The 23,025-nt window shown below is 45.9% G+C and carries 21 protein-coding genes and 2 tRNA genes; 16 read left to right on the forward strand and 7 right to left on the reverse strand.

What is annotated here, in order from left to right; all coding sequences use genetic code 11:
- Positions 1–4: 4 nt before the first annotated feature.
- Positions 5–1,474 (forward strand): PLP-dependent aminotransferase family protein, encoded by a 1,470-nt coding sequence (locus tag ACI0FF_RS09005; protein ID WP_419796538.1) that lies wholly within the window; start codon positions 5–7, stop codon positions 1,472–1,474.
- Between the two features lie 65 nt (positions 1,475–1,539).
- Positions 1,540–2,676, forward strand: coding sequence for a type III PLP-dependent enzyme (locus ACI0FF_RS09010; protein WP_419796539.1), 1,137 nt, complete (start codon positions 1,540–1,542; stop codon positions 2,674–2,676).
- Between the two features lie 38 nt (positions 2,677–2,714).
- Here ACI0FF_RS09010 and ACI0FF_RS09015 read toward each other — a convergent pair whose 3' ends face one another.
- Positions 2,715–4,193: a DEAD/DEAH box helicase gene (locus ACI0FF_RS09015; protein ID WP_419796540.1), complete on the reverse strand. Its 1,479-nt coding sequence runs from the start codon at positions 4,191–4,193 to the stop codon at positions 2,715–2,717.
- A 139-nt stretch (positions 4,194–4,332) separates the two neighbouring features.
- On the opposite strand from ACI0FF_RS09015, the gene ACI0FF_RS09020 reads away from it, so the two are divergent.
- From ACI0FF_RS09020 to ACI0FF_RS09065, 10 genes are all read left to right on the forward strand, one after another.
- Positions 4,333–4,881, forward strand: a complete 549-nt coding sequence (locus tag ACI0FF_RS09020; protein ID WP_419796541.1) for a hydrolase — start codon at positions 4,333–4,335, stop codon at positions 4,879–4,881.
- A 19-nt stretch (positions 4,882–4,900) separates the two neighbouring features.
- Positions 4,901–5,599 (forward strand): alpha/beta fold hydrolase, encoded by a 699-nt coding sequence (locus ACI0FF_RS09025; protein ID WP_419796542.1) that lies wholly within the window; start codon positions 4,901–4,903, stop codon positions 5,597–5,599.
- A gap of 23 nt (positions 5,600–5,622) precedes the next feature.
- Entirely contained in the window at positions 5,623–6,150 is a 528-nt protein-coding gene (locus tag ACI0FF_RS09030) for a gamma carbonic anhydrase family protein (protein WP_419796543.1), read from the forward strand.
- Between the two features lie 128 nt (positions 6,151–6,278).
- A complete protein-coding gene (locus ACI0FF_RS09035; protein WP_419796544.1) occupies positions 6,279–7,433 on the forward strand; it encodes an OmpA family protein in 1,155 nt (384 codons plus the stop codon).
- Between the two features lie 134 nt (positions 7,434–7,567).
- Complete coding sequence (locus ACI0FF_RS09040; RefSeq protein ID WP_419796545.1) at positions 7,568–8,764, forward strand: LL-diaminopimelate aminotransferase; 1,197 nt, start codon at positions 7,568–7,570, stop codon at positions 8,762–8,764.
- Positions 8,765–8,810: 46 nt separating this feature from the next.
- Positions 8,811–10,103, forward strand: coding sequence for a homoserine dehydrogenase (locus tag ACI0FF_RS09045; RefSeq protein ID WP_419796546.1), 1,293 nt, complete (start codon positions 8,811–8,813; stop codon positions 10,101–10,103).
- Positions 10,104–10,135: 32 nt separating this feature from the next.
- A complete protein-coding gene (gene glpX / locus ACI0FF_RS09050; RefSeq protein ID WP_419796547.1) occupies positions 10,136–11,116 on the forward strand; it encodes a class II fructose-bisphosphatase in 981 nt (326 codons plus the stop codon).
- Positions 11,117–11,129: 13 nt separating this feature from the next.
- Positions 11,130–12,893, forward strand: a complete 1,764-nt coding sequence (gene recJ / locus ACI0FF_RS09055) for a single-stranded-DNA-specific exonuclease RecJ (protein WP_419796548.1) — start codon at positions 11,130–11,132, stop codon at positions 12,891–12,893.
- A 180-nt stretch (positions 12,894–13,073) separates the two neighbouring features.
- A tRNA-Glu gene (locus tag ACI0FF_RS09060) sits at positions 13,074–13,149 on the forward strand.
- Positions 13,150–13,172: 23 nt separating this feature from the next.
- Positions 13,173–13,248, forward strand: a tRNA-Glu gene (locus ACI0FF_RS09065).
- A gap of 112 nt (positions 13,249–13,360) precedes the next feature.
- Here ACI0FF_RS09065 and ACI0FF_RS09070 read toward each other — a convergent pair.
- The 5 genes from ACI0FF_RS09070 to ACI0FF_RS09090 form a co-directional block, all read right to left on the reverse strand.
- Positions 13,361–14,032: a hypothetical protein gene (locus ACI0FF_RS09070; RefSeq protein ID WP_419796549.1), complete on the reverse strand. Its 672-nt coding sequence runs from the start codon at positions 14,030–14,032 to the stop codon at positions 13,361–13,363.
- Between the two features lie 98 nt (positions 14,033–14,130).
- Positions 14,131–14,451, reverse strand: coding sequence for a peptidylprolyl isomerase (locus ACI0FF_RS09075; protein WP_419796550.1), 321 nt, complete (start codon positions 14,449–14,451; stop codon positions 14,131–14,133).
- Between the two features lie 97 nt (positions 14,452–14,548).
- The gene (locus ACI0FF_RS09080) at positions 14,549–14,722 is read right to left on the reverse strand and encodes a hypothetical protein (RefSeq protein ID WP_419796551.1); all 174 of its coding nucleotides are present in this window, start codon (positions 14,720–14,722) and stop codon (positions 14,549–14,551) included.
- Positions 14,723–14,869: 147 nt separating this feature from the next.
- Positions 14,870–15,499, reverse strand: coding sequence for a TetR/AcrR family transcriptional regulator (locus ACI0FF_RS09085; RefSeq protein WP_419796552.1), 630 nt, complete (start codon positions 15,497–15,499; stop codon positions 14,870–14,872).
- Positions 15,500–15,534: 35 nt separating this feature from the next.
- A complete protein-coding gene (locus ACI0FF_RS09090) occupies positions 15,535–15,927 on the reverse strand; it encodes an HIT domain-containing protein (protein WP_419796553.1) in 393 nt (130 codons plus the stop codon).
- 43 nt (positions 15,928–15,970) lie between these two features.
- Here ACI0FF_RS09090 and ACI0FF_RS09095 point away from each other — a divergent pair, with 43 nt between their 5' ends.
- The 4 genes from ACI0FF_RS09095 to ACI0FF_RS09110 all read left to right on the forward strand — a co-directional run bounded on the left by ACI0FF_RS09095 (position 15,971) and on the right by ACI0FF_RS09110 (position 20,590).
- On the forward strand, positions 15,971–16,309 hold the full coding sequence (locus ACI0FF_RS09095) for a DUF1491 family protein (RefSeq protein ID WP_419796554.1): 339 nt from the start codon (positions 15,971–15,973) through the stop codon (positions 16,307–16,309).
- A 47-nt stretch (positions 16,310–16,356) separates the two neighbouring features.
- Positions 16,357–17,823 (forward strand): NAD-dependent succinate-semialdehyde dehydrogenase, encoded by a 1,467-nt coding sequence (locus ACI0FF_RS09100; RefSeq protein ID WP_419796555.1) that lies wholly within the window; start codon positions 16,357–16,359, stop codon positions 17,821–17,823.
- Between the two features lie 3 nt (positions 17,824–17,826).
- Positions 17,827–18,591 carry a histidinol-phosphatase gene (gene hisN / locus ACI0FF_RS09105; protein WP_419796556.1) on the forward strand — a complete coding sequence of 255 codons (765 nt, stop codon included), beginning with the start codon at positions 17,827–17,829 and terminating at the stop codon, positions 18,589–18,591.
- Between the two features lie 196 nt (positions 18,592–18,787).
- On the forward strand, positions 18,788–20,590 hold the full coding sequence (locus tag ACI0FF_RS09110) for a PHA/PHB synthase family protein (RefSeq protein WP_419796557.1): 1,803 nt from the start codon (positions 18,788–18,790) through the stop codon (positions 20,588–20,590).
- A 71-nt stretch (positions 20,591–20,661) separates the two neighbouring features.
- Here ACI0FF_RS09110 and ACI0FF_RS09115 read toward each other — a convergent pair whose 3' ends face one another.
- Positions 20,662–23,004 (reverse strand): LPS-assembly protein LptD, encoded by a 2,343-nt coding sequence (locus ACI0FF_RS09115; RefSeq protein ID WP_419796558.1) that lies wholly within the window; start codon positions 23,002–23,004, stop codon positions 20,662–20,664.
- Between the last annotated feature and the right edge of the window lie 21 nt (positions 23,005–23,025).

Raw genomic sequence — 23,025 nt, forward strand, 5'->3', positions numbered from 1 at the left:
AATTATGAGTGACTTGCAACTCTCTTATCTAAAAGATATGTGGTTGAAGAATACGGAGGCTCCTAAATATCGGGCGCTTTATGTCGTATTGCGTGACCTTATTTTGTCGGGAAAGCTATCTGGTGGTGAAAAACTTCCGCCCAGCCGAAAAATCGTGAAGGAACTTTCCATTTCAAGAAATACGGTCATGCAAGCCTTTGATATTTTGCAAAGCGATGGTTTTATCCAAAGTCGTCAAGGAGATGGTGTTTATGTCAGCGAGGATATCGGGCATGCCCATCTTCCCCAAATTTTAAATTCAGACGATGTTGATGAACGTACACCGGATATTGCAGGACGGGTGCAGCATTGGTTGGGAGTACGCAAGCAACATCATCGTTTTGGTGGTGAACGGGCTTTTTCACCGGGGCGTCCTGCATTGGATCAATTTCCCTTTGATGTTTGGGCGCGTCTATTGTCTCGTAGATGGCGATTGAGTGGGCCCAAGTTAGCGATGGCGGATGACCCTGCAGGTTATGCTCCTTTACGTCAGGAACTGGCAACATATCTGCGTAAGACTCGTGGAATGAAGTGTGAGGCAGATCAAATCATTATCGTTTCTGGCGCACAGCAGGGATTGGATCTGATAAGTCGTGTTTTATGGGAAGAGGGCGATCAAATTGCAGTTGAGGACCCGGCTTTTCCCGGCATAAGCGGTGTTGTTTTGGGGAGTGGGGCTCAGATTATACCCGTTGAGTTGGATGAAGAAGGCATATGTACAGGCCCATTGGAGGCTTTAGAAGATTTAAAAAGCATTTTGGTGACCCCTTCGCGCAACTATCCATTGGGGACCACCATGTCATTGGCACGTCGTTTTGATTTGTTAGACGTTGCAAGAAGAAAATGTGCATGGATTGTTGAAGATGATTTTGATTGCGAGTTTCGTTTTGATGGTCCGCCTTTGTCATCTCTACAGGGGTTGGATCGGGATGGCAGAGTGATATATGTCAGCACATTTAGTCGAATCGTTTTCCCCGCCCTGCGTTTAGGTTACGTCGTTGTACCGAGAAAACTTGTCGATGCTTTTGTTGCAGCGAAATCTTATATCGACGGTCATGCATCAATCCTGCATCAGGCAGTTTTGGCTGATTTTTTCCATGATGGATATTTTGATAGTCATCTTCGCCGAATGAAAAAGTTATATAAAAAACGCCGACATTACCTGATAAAAGAGATTGAATTACGACTGGGGAAAAACTGTTTTGTTATTCCAGCAGACGGTGGTTTGCATATTTGTCTGTTGTTTAAGAAAGAAATTGACGATATCGTACTTTCAGATGACTTACGCCAATGTGGTGTTGTGACGAGACCACTTAGTTCGTTTTATAAGAAAGACGTTAAAAAACAAGGCCTTGTATTGGGATTCGCCGGTTTTGATGAAGCCGCGATAGACGCAGGTTTGCAACACATTCAAAAAAAAATAAGCGAAATATAAAAAACGCTTTTATTTCTCAAAAATAGCCTTATAAGGCGCAAACTTTTTTTTATGGAGGGCTCAAAATGACGCCGAAGATTGAAGCTTTTCTGAAAGACGCCGAAAAGGATAGTCCGTTTTTGGTTGTCGATCTGGATGTGGTTGAAGATCGTTATAAACGATTGAATTCTGCCTTTAGTGAAGGTCATATTTATTATGCGGTGAAGGCTAATCCGGCTAAACCGATTTTGGAACGTCTCAATCATTTGGGGTCACGTTTTGACGCGGCGAGTTTGGGCGAAATTATGCAATGTTTGGAAACAGGCGTTGATCCTAAACGTATTTCATTCGGAAATACGTTGAAAAAACAAAAGGATATTAAGGCAGCTTATGATCTGGGTGTAGACCTTTTTGCCTTGGACAGCGAAGATGAGCTGAACAAAATTGCAGAGGTAGCGCCGGGTTCACGTGTTTATTGCCGTATTCTGGTAAACCGTCATGGGGCAGGGGCAAGCTGGCCGCTGTCACGTAAATTCGGTTGTTCTTCAGCAATGGCGCATGAACTTTTGATGCAAGCAAAGGCAAAAGGATTGGTTCCTTTTGGCGTGTCTTTCCATGTGGGATCACAGCAACTGGATCCGGCGCACTGGGCCAAAGCGATCAGTGATGTTGCAACGTTATTTGATGCCTTGGGTGAAGGTGGGATCCAGCTGCAAATGATCAACATTGGTGGTGGTTTCCCTGCACGTTATCAAGAAGATATTCCGTCTTTGGAAGAATTTGTTGATTACATCAAAGAACATATGACCACCTCTTTTGGTGAAAAATGGCCAGAAATTTACATGGAACCAGGACGTTATATTGTTGCTGAAGCGGGGGTCCTGCAAAGTGAAGTCGTTTGTGTGTCCATTAAAGATTTTGCGGAAGAAATCCGCTGGGTCTATTTGGATGTTGGTAAATTTGGCGGCTTGGCAGAAACGATTGATGAGTCCATCGTTTATCAGATGGTAACTGAATATGATGATCAGGAAATGGGTCCGGTTATCGTTGCAGGACCGACATGTGATAGCTGCGACACGCTTTATGAACGAACTTATTTCCAGTTGCCGTTGGCCCTTAAAACGGGTGATAAGATTAATATCTTATCAACAGGCGCTTACACGACTATGTATGCGTCGCAAGGTTTCAATGGTTTTGAACCACCGAAAGAATATTTCATCTAAGAAATTGTTCAGGTGAGGGAAACAAAACGGCTCAAGATTTATTCTTGGGCCGTTTTTTCTTCGGTTTCAGTTTTCTTTTTTGCGCGCGGTTTAGCTTTTGCTGTGCTTGCGCGACGTGTTGTTTTCTTGGCAGGTGCTTTTTTACGAGGAGAAGACTTTTCTTCGGATTGCGCAGACGCGCTGCAATCCAAAATTACAGGTCTTAATAAAAAGGCAGGTGTGTGTGCGCCCATTCCAATGATGACACCGTCAGCAGGTTCTTCTTGAACCATGACGTCATCTGTTGTTTTTCGCGCTCCACGCTGTGGGCGTTCACGCATCCTCGTGTTTTCACGCTCTTTTTCTCGTTTCGGGGCCGGGGCTTTCTTTTCTTCAACGGGTTGGACAGCATCAAGTTTAACCGGTGGAATTTTATTGCCAATCAGTTTGACAATTGCTGCCAATTGTTTCTTTTCCGCTGGTGTTGAAAGGCTCAAGGCGGTGCCATCTTTGCCAGCGCGACCTGTGCGCCCAATACGGTGGACATAATCGTCCGCATGGCTTGGTAAATCGTAGTTGAACACATGGCTGAGTGCGGGAACGTCGAGTCCACGTGCGGCAACATCACTACAGACCAAAATCGTAATGTCGCCATTCTTAAATTTGTCCAAGGTTTCCATTCGTGCGGATTGGACCATATCGCCGTGCATTTGCCCGGCATTGTAGCCATGCTTGTTCAAAGATCGGTAGACGATACCGACATCGCGCTTGCGATTGCAAAAGACAATAGCATTTTTGATATCTTCGCTGTCGATCAGGGCGCGCAAGGCTGTGCGTTTTGTTTTGCCATCATGGGGTTTGCAATCAACCATCATAAGCCCTTGGCGAACGGTTTCAGCCGTTGTTGCGGGTTTTGAGACGCTGATTTCTTTTGGGTTCATCAGAAATTTGTCAGCCAGTTTCTTGATTTCTGTTGCCATCGTGGCAGAAAAGAAAAGGGTCTGACGGATTTGTGGTAACAAAGAGACAATTTTTTCGACATCCGGGATGAAACCCATGTCCATCATGCGGTCTGCTTCATCAATCACCAAAATTTTAACATCACGCAAAATCAAACTGCCACGTTCAAACAGGTCAAGAAGGCGCCCCGGTGTTGCAATCAACACATCTACACCACGGTCGATGATTTTCATCTGATCGCCCATTGATGTTCCGCCAATCAAAAGCGCCATAGAAAGTTTGCTGTTTTTGCCGTAGGTTTCAAAATTTTGTGCAACCTGGGCTGCGAGTTCGCGTGTTGGGGCAAGGATAAGGGAACGCGGCATCCGTGCGCGTGCACGTCCATTGGCCAGAATGTCAATCATGGGTAAGGTAAAAGAGGCTGTTTTCCCTGTACCGGTTTGGGCGCACCCCATAATGTCGCGCCCCATAAGAACTTGCGGTATAGCTTGCGCCTGAATAGGTGTCGGTGTCTCGTATCCCGCGTCTGACACGGCCGATAGTAGTTCGTCGCTTAGCCCAAGGTCCGCAAAATTCATAAATACATCTTTCCTCAATATCATTTGTCGCCGGATATTAGGTGATTATGCTGAGAAGTCAATGATCATGCTCCTTCCCTGCGCTTTCAAAGTAGGTTAGATTGTTGGAAAATGGATAAGTATAATAAGGTAGACAGGTATGGCACATCGTATTTCAACAGTGAAAAGCCTGCTTTTTGTAATTGATGTTCAAAAAAAATTGGCACCTGCCATGATGTGTGGCGAGGCGGCAATCGCCAATAATGCCAAGCTGTTACAGGCGGCAAGCTTACTTGATGTTCCGTCTTTGGTCAGCGAGCAATATCCCCAAGGTATTGGACACACCGTTGATCCACTCTCTGCATTAATTAATAAAGATCGTGTCTTTGAAAAGATGACATTTTCTTGCATGGAGGAGGGGGCTATCCAACAGGCACTTGCACAGTCAGGGCGTCATCAATTGGTTGTTAGTGGTATGGAAACGCATGTTTGCGTGTTGCAAACAGTGTTGGACTTATTGGATGACGGCTATCAGGTTTTTGTTGTGGCGGATGCTGTGGCGTCGCGCACGATGGATAATAAAGAGCTGGGATTGGCACGTATGCGCCAATGTGGTGCGCAAATCGTAAGTACTGAAATGGTCTTGTTTGAATGGTTGGGACGCGCCGGCACATCCCAGTTTAAGCGAGTTTTACCGCTCATTAAATAAAAAATGGAAAGATAAAAATATGAAAGAAACGGTTCTCTTGCTGCCGGGGCTCTTGTGTGATCGCAGTCTATGGCGTCATCAATTGGAATATCTTGGCTCTGAGTGTGATTTGAAAGTCGCTGATTTTACAGAAGGTGACAGCATTGAAACTTTTGCTGAAAATGCATTGAATCTTGTGCCCAATGGCAATTTTAGTATGGCCGGTTTGTCAATGGGCGGTTATGTCGCATTGGAGATTTATAAACGTGTGCCTGATCGTGTTACACGGATAGCCTTGCTGGATGCATCCCCTTATGCGGATTTGCCCGAACATGCCGATTACAGACGTTCGGCTATGGAACTGGCTAAAGATCATGGGCTTGGCGAGGTAATGGAAAGCATTCTTGGACGCTTGATACATCCGTCGCGATATGAAGACGAAGAATTGGTTAAAACAATTGATGCGATGGCCCATCGTGTCGGTGTTGATGGATTCTTACGCCAGCAAACCGCCTTGCTGAACCGAGTGGACTACGTCGATATGTTGACGACGGTTTCATGTCCCGCATTGGTCCTTGTTGGGCGCCAAGATACAATGACCCCTCCTAAAATTGCGCGGGATATGGTGCAAGCATTGCCGCAGGGTGCATTGGTGGAAATTGAAAATTGTGGTCATTTATCGACAATGGAACAGCCGGAAGCCGTGACGGCATTATTGCGTTATTGGCTGCAGAACTGAGTTAATAAATAAGGAAATACAATATGAAACCTCTTCTCCGTTCCTATAAAGGTATGACGCCAAAAATTGCTCAGGATGCATTTGTTGCAGAAAATGCAGTTATTATTGGTGATGTTGAAATCGGTGCGCAATCAAGCATTTGGTATGGCTGCGTTTTGCGTGGAGATGTTGAAAAAATCCGCATAGGGGAACGTTCAAACATTCAGGATGGAACAATTGTTCATGTAACAGCGGATCGTTTTGGTACATACATCGGGGATGATGTACTGGTTGGTCATAATGCTGTTATCCATGGTTGCACACTGGAAAGCGGTGCGTTTGTCGGAATGGGTGCGGTTGTTTTGGATGGTGCGGTTGTCGAAGGCGGGGCAATGGTCGCCGCTGGTGCTTTGGTTACACCGGGCAAACGAGTTAAGTCGGGTGAACTGTGGGGCGGCAATCCGGCAAAGAAAATGCGAGACTTAAGCCCAGAGCAAATTGCAGGCCTGAAACAAGGAACAGATCACTATGTTGAGGTCGCTGCTGAGTATCTTAAAACAGAAAAGTCGTAAAAAAAAATAATTTGCTATTAACCTTATGATGCTAATGGTTTAGATTGCGAATAACAGTCGTGCTAGTATAACGGCGAAATGGGCGAAATAGCACCTCCATCTTGGGGCGAATCAACGAGGAATGAATAATGTTCACCAAAATGCTTAAGAGAAAGCTTTTGACGCAAGCCGCAGTATTGACAGCACCTTTGCTGTTGGTCGGTTGTTCTTCGGTTCCCGATGCGGTGAACCCTGTGGAATGGTATCGCTCATCCGTCGAATATTTTTCTGACGATGAAGCCGATATGACGGCGGATGGAAATGTGCAGAGCGGTACAGAGCAAAAAACTGTTGGATCCGGTTTCGTTGCGGCGCAGGCTCCAGAAGGTAAATATGGCGAACCCATTATGCGTCAAGGTGAGGTTGTAAACCCACTCGGTGAAGAAAAAACGGCTGAAGTTGTTCAGGCTCCCGCGCCGAAAGCTGCACCGAGTACGCCTGTCAGTTCTCAATCGTTGGACACGCAGAAACCTGTCGTTATCGCAAACGGTATGCCGGAAAGCTCTCCGACAACACCTAAGTTAAAACTGACGCCTCCAACCTCTGCGCAACCTGTTGGTCAAACGGATACACGGAGTGTGAGTGAGATTTATGCTGCAAATATTGCGCAGACTCGCCCAGATCAGAATGTAATGGCGATGGGAGGTCGCGATACTCTTGCATACGGCATGCACCCATATGAAACGGTTGTTGTGTCCAGTAGAGGTGTTGATCGTCAGGTGCCTAGTTATATGCAACCTGCACAACAGCAGCGTTATGCATCCTTGACGCAGACGGTACAAAGTGATGCGCATGATACATTGTCCTCTGCGATGATGATTGAGCCACCAGTTGTAGTTGAAGGTCGGGCGCAATCGTTATCCAACTTTAATCCTTCTATGTTTAATGGTTCTTTTCAGGTTGCGACCATTCAATTTGGGAATGGGTCTGCAAATTTGACACAGGAAGATATCCGTATCCTTAAGGAAGTTGTCAGTATTCACCAACAACAGGGGGGTGTTATTCGTGTTGTCGGTCATGCCAGTTCCCGGACGCAGAATATGCCGGTTCAGAAACATGAGTTGGTTAATGCCAAGATGTCTATGGGACGCGCAGACCGTGTTGCCCGCCAACTTTTGAGCCTAGGTTTGCCGGGGGAACATCTCTTTGTGGGCGGTGTTTCCGATAATCAGCCTCTTTATCAAGAGGTGATGCCTTCTGGTGAGGCAGGGAACCGTCGGACAGAAATTTTTGTGGATTACTGATTTTTTAAAAGAAAATTGTCGATAAGCCCAATTTTAGGCTTTCCGTTTTGGCGTTCATGTGATCTAACACATGTCTGTTATTTTGGCGGAAAGCCTATTTTATTTTAACCCTATGAAGAAGGTCTCCTGAGGTCATGGTACAAGATTTTCACCGTATCAAACGTTTGCCCCCCTATGTCTTTGCTGAAGTGAATGCAATGAAGGCAGCGGCGCGAGCGGCGGGGGAAGACATCATTGATTTCGGTATGGGTAACCCGGATACACCGACGCCGCCGCATATCGTTGAAAAATTGGTAGAAACGGTTCGTAATCCCAAGACGCACGGCTACTCGGTTTCTCGTGGTATTAAAGGTTTGCGTAAAGCACATGCTGAGTACTACGAACGTCGATTTGGCGTTACGGTTGATCCGGAAACAGAAACCGTTGTGACACTTGGTTCGAAAGAGGGATTGGCGAACTTGGCGTCTGCTATTACGACACCAGGTGATGTTATTTTGGTGCCGAACCCGTCTTATCCTATTCATCATTTCGGCTTTATGATTGCAGGTGCCTCTATCCGCAATATTCCGGCTTATCCGGGTGAAGAGATGATTGAGGCGTTAAAACGTGCGGTTCAGCATAGTTTGCCCAAGCCGTCTGCCGTTGTGTTGAATTTTCCAAGCAACCCGACAGCCTGTGTTTGTGACTTGGCTTTCTATGAAGAGATTGTGGATTTCTGTCGTTCTCAAAATATCTGGATTTTGTCAGATTTGGCCTATTCGGAAATTTATTTTGATGACAACCCGCCGCCGAGCATTCTGCAAGTCAAAAACGCTTGGGATATCGCGGTCGAATTTACATCCATGTCGAAAACCTATTCAATGGCAGGTTGGCGTATCGGTTTTGCAACAGGCAATAAAGAACTGATCAGCGCACTGACGCGGATTAAGTCTTATCTTGATTATGGTGCCTTTACGCCAGTTCAGGTCGCTGCTGCAACAGCCTTGAATGGTCCGCAAGATTGTGTGGATGAAATCCGGGATATTTATAGAAAACGCCGCGATGTCTTGATTGAAGGATTGGCTGCGGCTGGATGGGACGTTCCCAGCCCGCCTGCGACAATGTTTGCATGGGCACCGATCCCTGAGAAATTTGCACATTTGGGCTCGTTGGAATTTTCAAAATTGTTATTGAAAGAAGCGCAAGTGGCTGTTGCACCGGGTGTCGGATTTGGTGAGCATGGCGAAGGGTATGTCAGAATTGGTTTGGTCGAAAACGTTCATCGTATTCGCCAAGCCGTGCGCAATATCAAAACCTTTATGCGAACGCATAATGCAGGCGAAGCTCTGTAACCTTTTTCGTTTTTTTGTTTTCTTTTGTATTCAGATTAAGTGAACCATGGATAAACCATTGAAAATTGCCATCGCTGGATTGGGAACAGTCGGTGCGGGCGTTATTAAAGTATTGAGTGATAATAAAGACATTATTTCGGCCCGTTGTGGTCGTGCTATTGAAGTTTGTGCGGTGAGTGCTCGTGATCGTCATCGTGATCGTGGCGTGTTGCTAGATTGTTTTAAATGGTACGATAATCCGGTTGATATGGCTCTTGATGACGAAGTCGATGTTGTTGTCGAATTGATCGGTGGATCAGACGGTATTGCAAAGGCATTGTGTGAAAAAGCGCTTGAAAACGGCAAGCATGTCGTGACAGCCAACAAAGCCTTGATCGCCCATCACGGAACGGAACTTGCAAAAATAGCAGAAGCCAAAGGTGTCTCAATTATGTATGAGGCAGCCGTGGCTGGCGGCATTCCAATCATCAAAGCCTTGCGTGAAGGGTTGGCGGGTAATGGTGTTGGTCGTGTTTACGGTATCCTGAATGGCACCTGTAACTATATGCTGACCAATATGCGTGAAACCGGGCGTGATTTTGATGTGATCTTGTCTGAAGCCCAAGACCTTGGATATGCGGAATCTGATCCGACATTTGACGTGGATGGCATTGATGCCGCACATAAACTTGCGATTTTGACCAGCGTTGCCTTTGGTTGCGAGGTGGATTTTGACGGTGTGCAAACCGAAGGCATTCGCCACGTATCACCCGTTGATATCGAATTTGCCGAAGAGTTGGGGTATCGCATTAAATTGTTGGGGATTGCCTCTCGTCAAAATGGATCGGTAGAACAACGCGTTCATCCTTGTATGGTGTCAAAAAAAGCACCGATTTCGCAAGTGGAAGGAGTTTTCAACGCTGTTGTTGTGGAAGGAAATTTTGTTGATCAGGTCGTTCTGCAAGGGCGTGGCGCCGGTGAAGGTCCAACGGCATCAGCAGTTGTCGGGGATTTGGTAGATGTTGCACGAGGTGTAATTGTTCCCACTTTTTCTGTTGCGGCCGATAAGCTTGAAAAACTGAAATCTGCCCCGCTGACCGGACATAACGGATCTTACTATGTACGTTTGATGGTTGTTGATGAACCCGGTGTGTTTGCTGATGTCGCGGGTGTGTTGAAAGCGAACAATGTTTCTATGGAAACGATTGTTCAACGTAATCGTGCACCCGGGGAACCCGTACCGTTGGTTTTGACCTTGCATGAAACGAGCGAACAGTCCATGCTGAATGCATTGAACGGGATTGCCGCTTTAGACAGTGTCGTTGAGACGCCACGTATGATCCGTATTGAGGATTTCTAGGCGGGTAAAATATAAAATGGAGTGATGGGCTGATGTCACAATTGGCAGGGATCAACCGGAATTTGGCGCTTGAAGCAGTGCGTGCAACAGAAGCGGCTGCGATAGCGTCCTCCTCTTTAATGGGGCGCGGTGATGAAGAACTTGCTGATCGCACAGCTGCAGAAGCCTTGCGAAATGCCCTGAACGCAATGTCATTAGATGGTTGCGTCGTGATTGGGGAAGGGGACAAGGATCATAATCCCATTCTCTATACCGGGGAAAAAGTTGGACTTGGTGAAGGTCCCGAAATTGACTTTGCACTTGAACCGCTGGAATGTATTACTTCTGCAGCAAAAGGTGGCCCCAATGCTTTGTCGATCGTTGCGATGACTGAACGGGGAAAACTCTTTCAAGCGCCGCCGGTTTACATGAATAAAATTGCTGTTGGCGGTGGTTTGCCCAGTAATATTATTGATCTTGATTCCACACCGGAAGAAAATTTGCGGGCAATTGCGGATGCAAAAGGTTGTGATGTGTCCGACCTTGTTGTTTGCGTATTGGAACGCCCGCGCCATGTTGGGCTTATTGAAAGCATTCGTGAAACAGGCGCGCGTATTAAGCTGATCCCGGATGGGGATGTTTCTGCTGTGATTGCAACCAGTCAACCTCATAGCGGGATCGATGTATATATCGGTATCGGTGGTGCGTTGGAAGGTGTACTGGGGGCTGTTGCGTTAAAATGTATAGGTGGTCAGTTTCAAGGGCGACTGGTGTTCAGGAATCAGGATGAACGCCGCATTGCTTTTGAAAGTGGTGTCGAGGACCTTGAACGTAAATATTCACTAAATGATCTGGTTCAAGGTCAAGTCATGTTTGCGGCAACCGGAGTGACAGACGGGGCGCTGTTGCGTGGTGTGCAACGTTCTGGGAATAGCGCGCAAACCCATTCTTTGGTCATGAATTCGCGCAGTGGCACGATCCGTTTTATCGAAGCATACCATGATCTTGCTCGTATCGGCGTGTTGGAAGAATAGGCGCGTATAAAAAGTGCCATACTTACTTGATATCGACGTATCCATTTCCGGCAAAAGTTGGCAGGATCGATCCTTTGACGAACGTTTGGCAATAACGTTGTCCCAACGCCTGAATGTATCGGCCTTGACGGGACGTGTCATGGCGTCGCGGGATGTGACGTTGGAGGATGCGCAGACTTTTTTAACGCCGACTCTTCGCGATCTTTTACCTGATCCAAACCGTTTTAAAGGTATGGCAGAGGCCGTGGATTGTTTGTGTCAGGCCATTCAGAATGATGAACAGATCGCTATTTTCGGGGATTACGATGTGGATGGGGCGACTTCATCAGCACTGTTTCGCCGTTTTTTAAATGCTGTTGGGGCCAAGTCGACCATTTATATCCCGGACCGCCTTGAAGAAGGCTACGGCCCGAATGCCCCTGCTATGGATGCGCTAAAGGAACAAGGGGTCACCACCGTAGTCACGGTGGATTGTGGGACCACGGCATTCGATCCCTTATCCCATGCGCGCCAAATCGGCTTAAATGTTGTTGTTGTTGACCATCATGAGGCTGAGGTGAAATTACCTGACTGTGTGTCGGTTATTAACCCAAAACGTCTTGATGAAGATGGGCGCTACAGTCAATTGGCGGCTGTCGGAGTAACCTTTATTTTTGCGATTGGGATCAATCGTGCTTTACGTGATGCGGGTTGGTTTGTCGATGGGCGGAAAGAACCGGATTTGCGCCAGTTGCTGGATCTGGTGGCTTTGGGGACAGTCTGTGATGTGGTCCCTCTTGTTGGTTTGAACAGAGCTTTTGTGATACAAGGGCTGAAAATTATGGCACGGCGTGCCAATCCTGGCTTGGCGGCATTGGTCGATGTCTCGGGTATAAATGAAACGCCAGAAGCCTATCATGCCGGTTTTGTGTTAGGGCCACGCGTGAATGCGGGCGGACGTGTAGGAGAATCGTATTTGGGGGCTAATTTACTGTCCACAGACAATGCCCGTATGGCGTCTGAAATTGCGGCGCAACTGGATGGTTATAATAAAGACCGCAAGGAAATTGAACAAACTGTCTTGGATGACGCAATTCAGCAGGTTGATGGGCAGGAACATCGCGGTGTTGTTTTGGCTGTCGGGCAGGGCTGGCACCCCGGTGTCATCGGAATCGTGGCCTCACGCCTTAAAGAACGCTACAGCTTACCCTCCTGCGTTATCAGTTTTGATGAAAATGGTATTGGGCATGGATCGGGCAGGTCTGTGACAGGGGTTGACCTTGGGACGACCATCATTGCCGCGCGTCAATCCGGCTTGCTGTTAAAAGGCGGTGGTCATGCCATGGCTGCCGGCTTTAGCGTTCATCGTGAGAAACTGGAAGATTTTAAAGCTTTTCTCAATGATCGCATTTCTCAACAGATTGATGAACAGGATATTCGACCGACCTATAAATGTGATGGTGTAATTGCGGCGAGCGCAGCCACACCGGCCTTGGTCGAGGAATTGGAGCAAGTCGGCCCCTTTGGGGCCGGGAACCCCCAACCACGGTTTATTTTAAACCAAATGTCCTTGCAGCGCGCAGATGTGGTTGGCAAGGATCATGTCCGATGTTTTTTAATTGATCAATATGGGGTGCGTTTGAAAGCCATTGCTTTTCGGGCACTGGATACGGACCTAGGGCAAGCACTGCTGAATCATGGCGGTAAAAAGTTTCATATCGCCGGACGATTGAAATTGGATACTTGGGGTGGGGGAACGTCGGTTCAGTTGCTTATTGATGATGCAGCGTACGCCTGACAGGGGTGCGCTGCTTTTTTTTTGCGCTAAATTTTAATGGGGCTGTTTTTATTTAAAAGCGCAGTTTTCTTGAGAAAAACCTCTTTTGAATCATTCTCTTAGAAAAAAAATGACAAAAATGCAATTTTTGTCTTGCGGGGTCGGAAAGCATCGTCTATAACCCGCCTCACCAACAGCGATGACCCCTTCGTCTAGTGGCCTAGGACACCGCCCTTTCACGGCGGCAACACGGGTTCGAGTCCCGTAGGGGTCGCCATCGCGTTGGTAAAAATTGAATATGACCCCTTCGTCTAGTGGCCTAGGACACCGCCCTTTCACGGCGGCAACACGGGTTCGAGTCCCGTAGGGGTCGCCATTCAAAAAGCGCTGCCAGTTTTGGCGGCGCTTTTTTTGTTGTTGATTTCTTTGTTTGAGAAAGTTGAAAATTCGGGATTCCCGGCTAACATGAGGGGGAGAACCAATAGGGCTTATTTTTTTCTTTGTCGTTCGATCAACTGCCCCTGTCGATTCAGGTTATAGGCATGACATTCTACGCCAACGCCGTTGCCACCTTCATCAGGTGTCGGGATTCCTGTCATAATGGATGGTGTACGCACATAGAGGCGATAAATGAGCTGTGGTAACCAAATGAGAGAAGAGGGCGGTTTGGTAGCGACCAGTCGGAATTCATCTTCGCTATCATAAAAACGGCATAAGCCGCCGCCATCCCCTTTGGAACCAATGACAATGCCAAGAGGGTATCCAGGATGTTCCAAAAACTCGAAACCTTCGCGTATACTGATGTCATCGCCAATTTGCTCGATGACAACGCACTGGGGAATGGTGTTTTCCCATTTGGTTTCGGCTACGCAGGAAGCTGCCACGCAGCGTGTTCCATCAATTCCGGCTTGATCATCCCAATTGGGTGTATAAACGCGCTCCATGGCTTTTATAGAAGCTTTTAGGCAAAGTTCATCCGCGTTTACCGGGATTTCATCCTTTTCGGTGGCTTCTTGTTGAATGCGCGCTTTGATTGGCCCGATAAAGCCATTGGCTGCATTATCGAATTGCGCCGGAGTTGAATAGAAGAAACCATAACCGGTGCCATCAAGTCGTTTTACGAAAATGGCTTCGGGGTGATCTAAGTCAACACCACTCATGGCTTTTTCTCCCAAAAAAAATGTTAGTGCACCTTTTGGATACACTAACATTTTTAATAATTAACGCGAAAGCGCAAATGCATTTTGCAGCTATATGATTACGCCGTGCGTTGAATCAGGTGATAGCCGAAATCAGTTTCAACAACATCGCTTGTCGCACCGACTTCCATGCTGAAAGCGGCTTGTTCAAATTCAGGAACCATTTGCCCGCGACCAAATGTACCGAGATCGCCACCGCTTGCACCAGACGGGCAATCTGAATGCTGTTGTGCCAGTTCGCCAAAATCAGCGCCGTTGTCAATTTCGGCTTTCATGTCTTTGATTTGTTGCAGGGCTTCTTCTTTGGTGCGTGTTGCTGTAGAACGCGCGGAACCTGCGTACATGAGAAGGATGTGTGCTGCGCCAACTTGATCAGCCATGATGATATCTCCAATACCTGATAAATAATAAGCGCCCCGGGATAGGGCGCTTTTGACGGTAATCTACAGTTCTCCGGATAAAAAGAAAAGGGTAGAATTAGGCCGCGTTACGTTCAATTTGATTGATTTGGGATTTCGCGTGATTGACAACCTGCCATACGTCATTGGCGTTCAGGTTATCGCGTGCCATAACCAATTCAACAATTGGATCATTTAACATATCTTTGAGACGCGGTTCTTCACCTGATCGCATCCACTTTTTCGATAACATTTTTTTATCCTTGCTCTTTTTAGTAATCCCGATGTCGGGGTTTTACAAAGACCGTATGTGTATGCCATCACCTATATTGATGAGGCATTCAAATAAATATAACGGGAGCCCTTTTACATCTGTGACGAGGATCACACAAATGACAGTTTAGTTAAGATTGCATAGGGCGAAAACCATTGAGAGGATCATATCGCCTGCAGTTTCAAAATCTTTCTTTTCCAGTTTTTCTTTATCAAGAACAATACTGATCTGTGTAGAAAAATCGGCATAAGTTTGCGTCATGGACCAAATCAAAAAGAACAGGTGAGGGACATCAACCTGCGCCATCTTACCTTGTGCGATCCAGCTTTGGAAAATGCGTGTTTTTTCTTCCAGCCACGGATTGATATCGCTACGCAAATGATCTTTTAGAAATGGTGCGCCGCTAATAATTTCTTTGGCGAAAATCTTGGATGCTTCTGGGCGGGTGCGCGAAAGATCAATTTTTGTGCGGATATAATTTTCAAGTGCGGATTTCGGATCTTGATCTTCATTGAAATCCTCTGCGGCTGTCAGCCATGTTCTGAGGATATTTTCCAGAACGTGTGTATATAAATCTTCTTTTGTGTTGAAGTAATAATGCAGATTGGCTTTTGGGATACCTGCCCGTTTGGCAATTTCTGCCGTAGTTGCAGCGCCAAACCCACGTCGGGCAAAAACGATCTCGGCCGCCTTGAGGATAGCGTCCTCATTGCGTTGACGGATGCGCGATTTTCGGCGTGGGATTAATGTGTTCATGGCAGTCTTTTATCGCTTTAAACGCGAGATTGCAATTACTTGAATGCATTTTCCAGTCGATTAAGTGTGTTTTTATTTTCATAAGGCCGGGCAGGGTGTTGCCCCCAAACGGGTCCGGGCCAGGTCGGGTCGTTTTCAAAACGGGCAATGATGTGAATATGCAATTGACTGACGACATTTCCAAGTGCGGCAACATTCAGTGATTTTGGGGCAAAAAGATTTTCCATAATGAGAGAAACCTGATTGATTTCTGAATAGAGTTGTGCCTGCTGATCTGCGGGAATGTGGTGGAGTTCTGTTAACCCTTCGATCATCGGGATTAAGATAACCCAAGGGTAATTTGCATCATTCATCAAGCGTACTTCACATAAGGAAAGTTTACAAATTTCAAACGTGTCGTTGTCAATTCTGTCGTTTAGTTTAAACATAAGATTCACTGCAATTTTAATTAAATGAAGACCGGAGAAAAGCGTGTCAGATCGGCTAAAGGCAGGACTGTGGGTGCAAGCTCAATTACGTATTTGCGATATAAAGTTTATTTCTGCAATGGTTATTCGTAAAGGAGATCCAGATTCAGGATCCGTTTTTCTTAAATTAAATCGTTTTTCGGAAGGTTGCGCCGTGTTTGTACCTGTGACGACCATCGACGGGGAGCGAGGGTGGATGCATGGTTTGAAAAATGGGTTTGTTGATGAACGAGATTGCGATGCCTATATCAATCGGCAAGTCGCACGTGACCCTGATCTTTGGGTTTTAGAGATAGAAGATCCGAAAAAACAATATCAATTGGACGCGACGCTTGTCGAATAGGTGTTGCTCAGGTAACGTCGTTCAAACGTTTTTGCAGGAGGATAAAGATGAAGCTCACGGATCAAAAGTTATTGCGTACTCAAGCCTATATTGATGGACAATGGTGTGATGGCGATAATGGAGGCACGTTTGATGTTTTTAACCCTGCAAATGGTGAATTGATTGCATCCGTACCTGATTTGGGCGCGGCTGAAACCAGACGTGCTATTTATGCGGCAAATAAGGCCTTAACGTCTTGGCGTGCAAAGACAGCAAAAGAACGCGCAAATATTTTACGGGCGTGGTACGACTTGATTTTGCAAAATCAGGAAGATCTTGCGCAGTTGATGACGCATGAACAAGGTAAGCCATTGGCAGAGGCGCGTGGTGAGGTAATTTATGGGGCCTCTTTTGTAGAATGGTTTGCCGAAGAAGGTAAACGTCTTTATGGGGACGTTATCCCCGCACACGGTGCAGATAAGCGAGTTGTTGTCATCAAACAGCCGATTGGCGTTATCGGTGCGATTACACCGTGGAATTTCCCGTTGGCAATGATTACGCGTAAAGTGGCCCCCGCTTTGGCTGTGGGGTGTACGGCTGTTGTTAAGCCTGCAGAAGATACGCCGTTGAGTGCACTGGCCTTGGCAGAATTGGCAGAACGTGCAGGCGTTCCCAAAGGTGTGTTTAATGTGGTCACCTGTAATAAACCAAACGCAGTTGTTGTTGGTGGGGAACTGACAGGTAATGCGATTGTTCGCAAAATCAGTTTCACAGGGTCAACACCGGTTGGCAAATTGTTGATGAAACAATGTGCTGACCAAGTAAAGAAAGTCTCTTTGGAACTTGGGGGCAATGCACCGTTTATCGTGTTTGATGATGCGGATTTGGATGCGGCGGTTGTCGGGGCGATTGCGTCGAAATATCGCAATGCAGGGCAAACCTGTGTTTGTGCAAACCGTATTTTCGTTCAAGCCGGTGTTTATGATGAGTTTGCTCAAAAATTGGCAGATGCTGTTCGGACCTTCAAAGTTGGTTCAGGCGATCAGGATGGTGTGACGCAAGGCCCTTTGATCAATAAGGCGGCGTTGGATAAAGTTCAGAGTCTGGTTGATGATGCCAAAGATAAAGGGGCGAAAGTTGTTTGTGGGGGGCAAGCACATGATCTGGGCGGGACATTTTATCAACCCACCATTCTTACAGATGTGACAACTGATATGCGCATTGCCAATGAAGAAATTTTTGGCCCCGTTGCACCGCTTTATAAATTTGAAAGCGAAGAAGAAGTTATTGTTAAGGCCAATGATACTCCGTTTGGCTTGGCGGCCTATTTTTACGCACGAGATATCGGGCGTATCTGGCGGGTTAGTGAAGGTCTTGAATACGGTATTGTCGGTATTAATGAAGGTATCATTTCAACCGAAGCAGCGCCCTTCGGCGGGGTCAAAGAGTCTGGCATTGGCCGGGAGGGGTCTAAATATGGTGTCGAAGATTTTGTTGAAATTAAATACCTGTGCATGGGTGGAGTGGATAAATAAAATATGAAAACGGAAATCCTCGAATTTGCAGCAAGTCTTGCGGATACATCACGCGCTGTCATTGAACCGTATTTCAGGCGAAATGTGGGCGTGATTGATAAAGTTGATGATAGCCCTGTAACAATTGCTGATCGAAGTGCCGAATCTGCCATGCGAGAACGGATCGAACAAGCTTTTGATAAACATGGTATTTTTGGTGAAGAGCACGGTGTGAAAGAAGGTGACGGTGTGCATATGTGGGTGTTGGACCCTATTGACGGTACGCGATCCTTTATTTGTGGAGCACCGTGGTTTGGAACCTTGATTGCTTACTTGGAAAATGATGTGCCACAAATTGGCGTGCTGGATGTTCCGATGATGAAAGAACGCTGGGTGGGCAGCCCCAACGGTACAACCTACAACGGAAGCTATTGCCAAGTTCGTACAGGCGTGGATTTGGACCAAGCCAGTTTATTTACGACCGATATTGACCTGTTTACAGCAGATCAAGAGGCAGGCTTTCGTCGTGTAAAAGATAAAGTTAAATGCACGCGTTATGGGACAGATTGTTATGCGTATGCGCTTTTGGCTTCCGGTCATATTGATTTGGTGATTGAAGCCGGATTGCAGCCTTATGATGCGATGGCATTGGTTCCCGTTATTCAAGGCGCAGGTGGAATCGTTACGGGTTGGGATGGTGAAGAGGTGACCTTAAACTGGGATGGACGTATTGTCGCAGCAGCAACACCTCATCTTCACAAGCAGGCGTTAGCACTCTTGAAAAGCTAATTGTCAATGCATGTATTATTTTGTTTCGTGTGAAATCAATAGCTTGTGTGGGCTGCAGATCCATAAGTTCATTCTTTGACTTATTACTGCTATTATCTTAGCAATAAAAAAGTGTGTTCCCAAATTGACATTGAGCACAGAATAGATTGAACTGCACTTGCGTAGTTTAAAAATTAAAAAAAGGGGAGATTTGGGTTTGTCTCAAGAACAAGAACAAAACTTGATGAATGTCGATCAACAACAGCTAATGGACTCTATGCAAGATTTTGCAGAGCGTTCTCAGCGCATTATGACAAAGTTTCTTGAGCGTCAGGCTGAAGATGATGGTTTTCAAATTCCAGATCCTTATGTCGTCGGGAAAGCGTTTTTGAAAGCTTCTGCGCAGCTTATGCAGGACCCACAACGCCTTGCGCAGGCTCAAGCTGATTTATGGAAAGAATATACAGCGCTTTGGCAGCATGTGACGCAACGGATGTTGGGGCAAGAAACAGAACCTGTTGCAAAGCCGCGTCCAGGTGATCGGCGTTTTAAAGATGAAGCATGGGAAGAAGAAATCTATTTTGATGCAGTCAAACAGTATTATCTTCTGACAGCACGTTGGATCAAAAATACGATGTCTGACGTCAACGGGATTGATGAAAGTACACAAAAAAAAGTCGATTTCTATACCCGTAACTTTGTTCAGTCGATGGCACCAAGTAACTTTGCAGCAACTAATCCGGCAGTGATTAAGGAAGCGGTGGAAACGCAAGGGCAAAGTCTGTTAAAAGGGTTTGATCATTTCCTGAAAGATTTGGAAGAAGGCAAGGGTAAATTGCGTGTCTCCATGACGGATGTAAAAGCATTCGAATTGGGGAAAAATGTTGCCTCGACCCCGGGAAAGGTAGTCTATCAGAATGGTTTGATTCAACTCTTGCAGTATGAACCGACAACGGAAAAAGTCGCCAAAAACCCGCTTTTAATTGTTCCACCGTGGATCAATAAGTTTTATGTGCTGGACCTTCAACCCAAAAATTCGTTGATCAAATGGGCTGTAGATCAAGGTCATACGGTCTTTGTTATTTCATGGATCAACCCGGACGAAAAACTCGCACATAAAGATTTCTCCTGCTACATGCAAGAGGGGCCTTTAAATGCGATTGATGTGGTGCAGGAAATTACAGGTGCAGATCAGGTCAATATCGCGGGATATTGCATTGGTGGAACGCTGACAAGTTGCACACTTGCATATTTGGCGGCCATTGGGGAGGCAGATAAAGTAAAATCAGCAACCTTGTTTACCACGTTAACTGATTTTACAGATTGTGGTGAGTTGCGCGTCTTTATTGATGAAGAACAAATGGAAATTCTGGATGCCCATATGGAACGTAAAGGGTATCTGGAAGGGGCTCAAATGTCGCAGGTCTTCAACCTGTTGCGCGCAAATGACTTGGTCTGGTCTTTCTTCGTGAATAACTATCTTTTGGGGAAAGAACCATTCCCCTTTGACCTGTTATATTGGAACTCGGACCCAACCCGTATGCCGGCGATGATGCATAAGTTCTATTTACGTAAGATGTACTTGGAAAATAAACTCATTCAACCCAATGGAATTTCATTAAACGGTGTATCGATTGATTTGGGAAAGATTGAGACTCCGATGTATATGATATCGACTCATGATGATCATATTGCGCCGTGGAAATCAACTTACTCATTGACCCAACATGTTTCTGGTCCTGTGAAATTCGTTCTGGGTGGTTCCGGTCATATTGCCGGGATTATTAATCCAGAAAATTCAGGTAAATACGGTTATTGGACAAATACAAACAAACCGGCCGACCCGGATAAGTGGCTCGCAGGGGCGAAACAAAATGATGGTTCGTGGTGGCAAGATTGGAAAAAGTGGATTGCCCGACATAGTGGCGGTAAAGTAGACGCGCGAACGGTGGGGAGCAAAAAGCATAAACCAATAGAAGATGCGCCAGGGTCATTTGTTAAAGTTCGTATGACGGATTAATAAAAGCACAAAAAAAGCTGAAAAGAGTCTTTCTTTTCAGCTTTTTTTTCACATTGTTATATCTGTTTATTTTAGAAGACACCAAAATCGCCGAGGCTTTTTAACTCAAAACGTAAAGAGAAAGTGTCATCAGGTGTGAGGTCGCGATCTTCAGCAAAACTGCGTTTGAAATCTAGATATACCGCAGAACAATCATCTTTATAGGTGAGACGAGCACCATAGTTGACGTTTCCTTCAGGAGAATTCATCCGGTAGGTCGAATAGGCATTTGAAGACCAGTTTTTAGACCACTGGTTTTGAAATTTTGTTGATATCTCTTCCCGCGTTGAATACTGAGATCCGCCACCGGCGCCTTCAACATAAAGGTGGGATATGCTTATGCGAGAGGATGCAGGACCAATGGTTAAAGATGTTTCGCTTCGGTTTAGCGTGAGCTCATCCTTATCCAATCTGTAGCGATAAAGGATATTCATGAAATCAGATGGAGAGACATCAATGCGCCCGACAATGTCTGACAGATTGTCTTCATGGCCAGAGTTGGAGCTGTAAGTGTTGTCATCTCGCAACCGGTAGCTTTGGGCGATTGAGAATAGGCTGTAGCCGCCTTCATTTCCATAGACACCCCAATTCAGGCCATAATCCATTCTGTGGCCACCGTCTATGCGATCTAGACCCGTAAAGCGTTTGGTTTTAAATATATTTGAATCATCAAATTCGAAGTCCTGGCTGTCTTCATTCAAGAAGTCGCGTTGGCCAATGTTGGGTGCCGCTTTGACCTTGACCATTGGTTCTAAGACTTCATTAACTCGCCCATCCATGTGAGTGCGGCTGACAGGTTTGCGCCACTCCAAGCTTAGGCTGGGGACAAATTGTGCGTCTGTCCCGCTTTTTATTGAAGCACTGCTGGCTGCATTGGATTCAGTGGTGTAATATCCGGCTGAAATTAAATTGGCCTCTAATGTAATTAAGTCGCCGGTATTTGATGTGTAGGGAACCATCCAAGATGTATCTGCTGCAAGACGTGATGTTCGAACGTCATTGCGATGGGAAATATGCATCATTGTGCCATCCATTTTCCAGTATGAGCCACTTTTGGATGGTTGGCTCATATGTGAAAATAGATATTCCAGTTTTGAATCCTGTAATGTTTCGGACTTGATGTCACGCTGTTCTTGGTACGTGCTTAAGTTCAGCGTCGTATAGTTGCGCTTGCGAAAACCTTCAGTATAAAGCTGTGAAATTAATTGTGCATTTTCAGCATTGTCATTAAAACCATACCTACGCGTATAGGTGTCATCACTGGCGGCATTGATCTCAAAACCCCATCGCCAAGTGTTATTGATATCAAATTGTCCTTCGCTATCAATATGCCCGCGAATTTCATTTCCCGTATTTCCTGAAGATTGGCCGCGCCCGCCTTCTTTAATGTAAGTCGCACTGCTGCTGAGGCGTAAATCACCATTTTTTAAAGCTTGGCGGTATTCCAGTTCCAAAAGAGGCTGGTTGTCGTCAAAATACCAGGTCGGATTTACGGTGAGGTCTTTTGACGGATTGATGTTCCAGAAAAAGGGTGTGTTTAGATAACTACCAAGAGTCCCTTGACTGCCATATGAGGGGAATAAGAAACCGGTTTCACGTTTTCGTGTTGGATCAGCATGCCAGAAAATGGGAGTGTAGAGTACTGGCACATCCAAAACTTCGAAAAACATATCTGAATATTCAATACGCTTTAATTTTGAATCGTGTTTAACTTCTTTTGCGCTGAGCTTCCACAGAGGAGGACGTTCAGGATTATTTTCACATTTTTGACAGGCAGAGTATTCGGCGTCTTTTATGACGGTGTAACGATCATCTTTTTTACCCTCTTTCGCACGAATAAGAGAGTTGTTTGCAAGGCTTAAAACCATTTGGCGTGCAATGCCGTGTTTTAAGTCTGATGATATTTCCATATACTCACTTAAAAGTACATTTCCATCAGGTTCTATCAGTTGGACATTGCCAGATGCGGTTACAACATCTTTGTTTTGATTGTAAGAAATGGTATCCGCAACAAGAATACGTTCATTATATATTATTTCGACATTGCCGCGCGCTGTCAGAATACCAAGATCCTTACTATATCCAAGTTCATCGGCAGAAATAGATGATTTATCTGAATTGGCTGAAGGTGCAACCTCGTTTGAATTTGTCGGAAGCTGCGTTTTCGGTTTTGATTTTTGTTGCAACTCAGGTGAGGCAAGAACCGGAGACGTTTTCTTCTGTACAGGAGTGAAAGGGGCGCGTGTGTCAAGAACGCCCATAATCGAAAGTTGGGCATGTGCTTGTGATGGTGCGAGGACTGCAAGTGCAGAACAAGTTGCAAAAAGTGTATATGTCACAAATTGCCGTTTTGATGCTGTTTGCTTGAATGCCATGCCCGTTTATCTCAATTTCAT

The sequence above is a fragment of the Terasakiella sp. 4MB5A genome (genome assembly GCF_050058155.1).
GTDB classification, from domain to species: Bacteria; Pseudomonadota; Alphaproteobacteria; order Rhodospirillales; family Terasakiellaceae; genus Terasakiella; species Terasakiella halodenitrificans.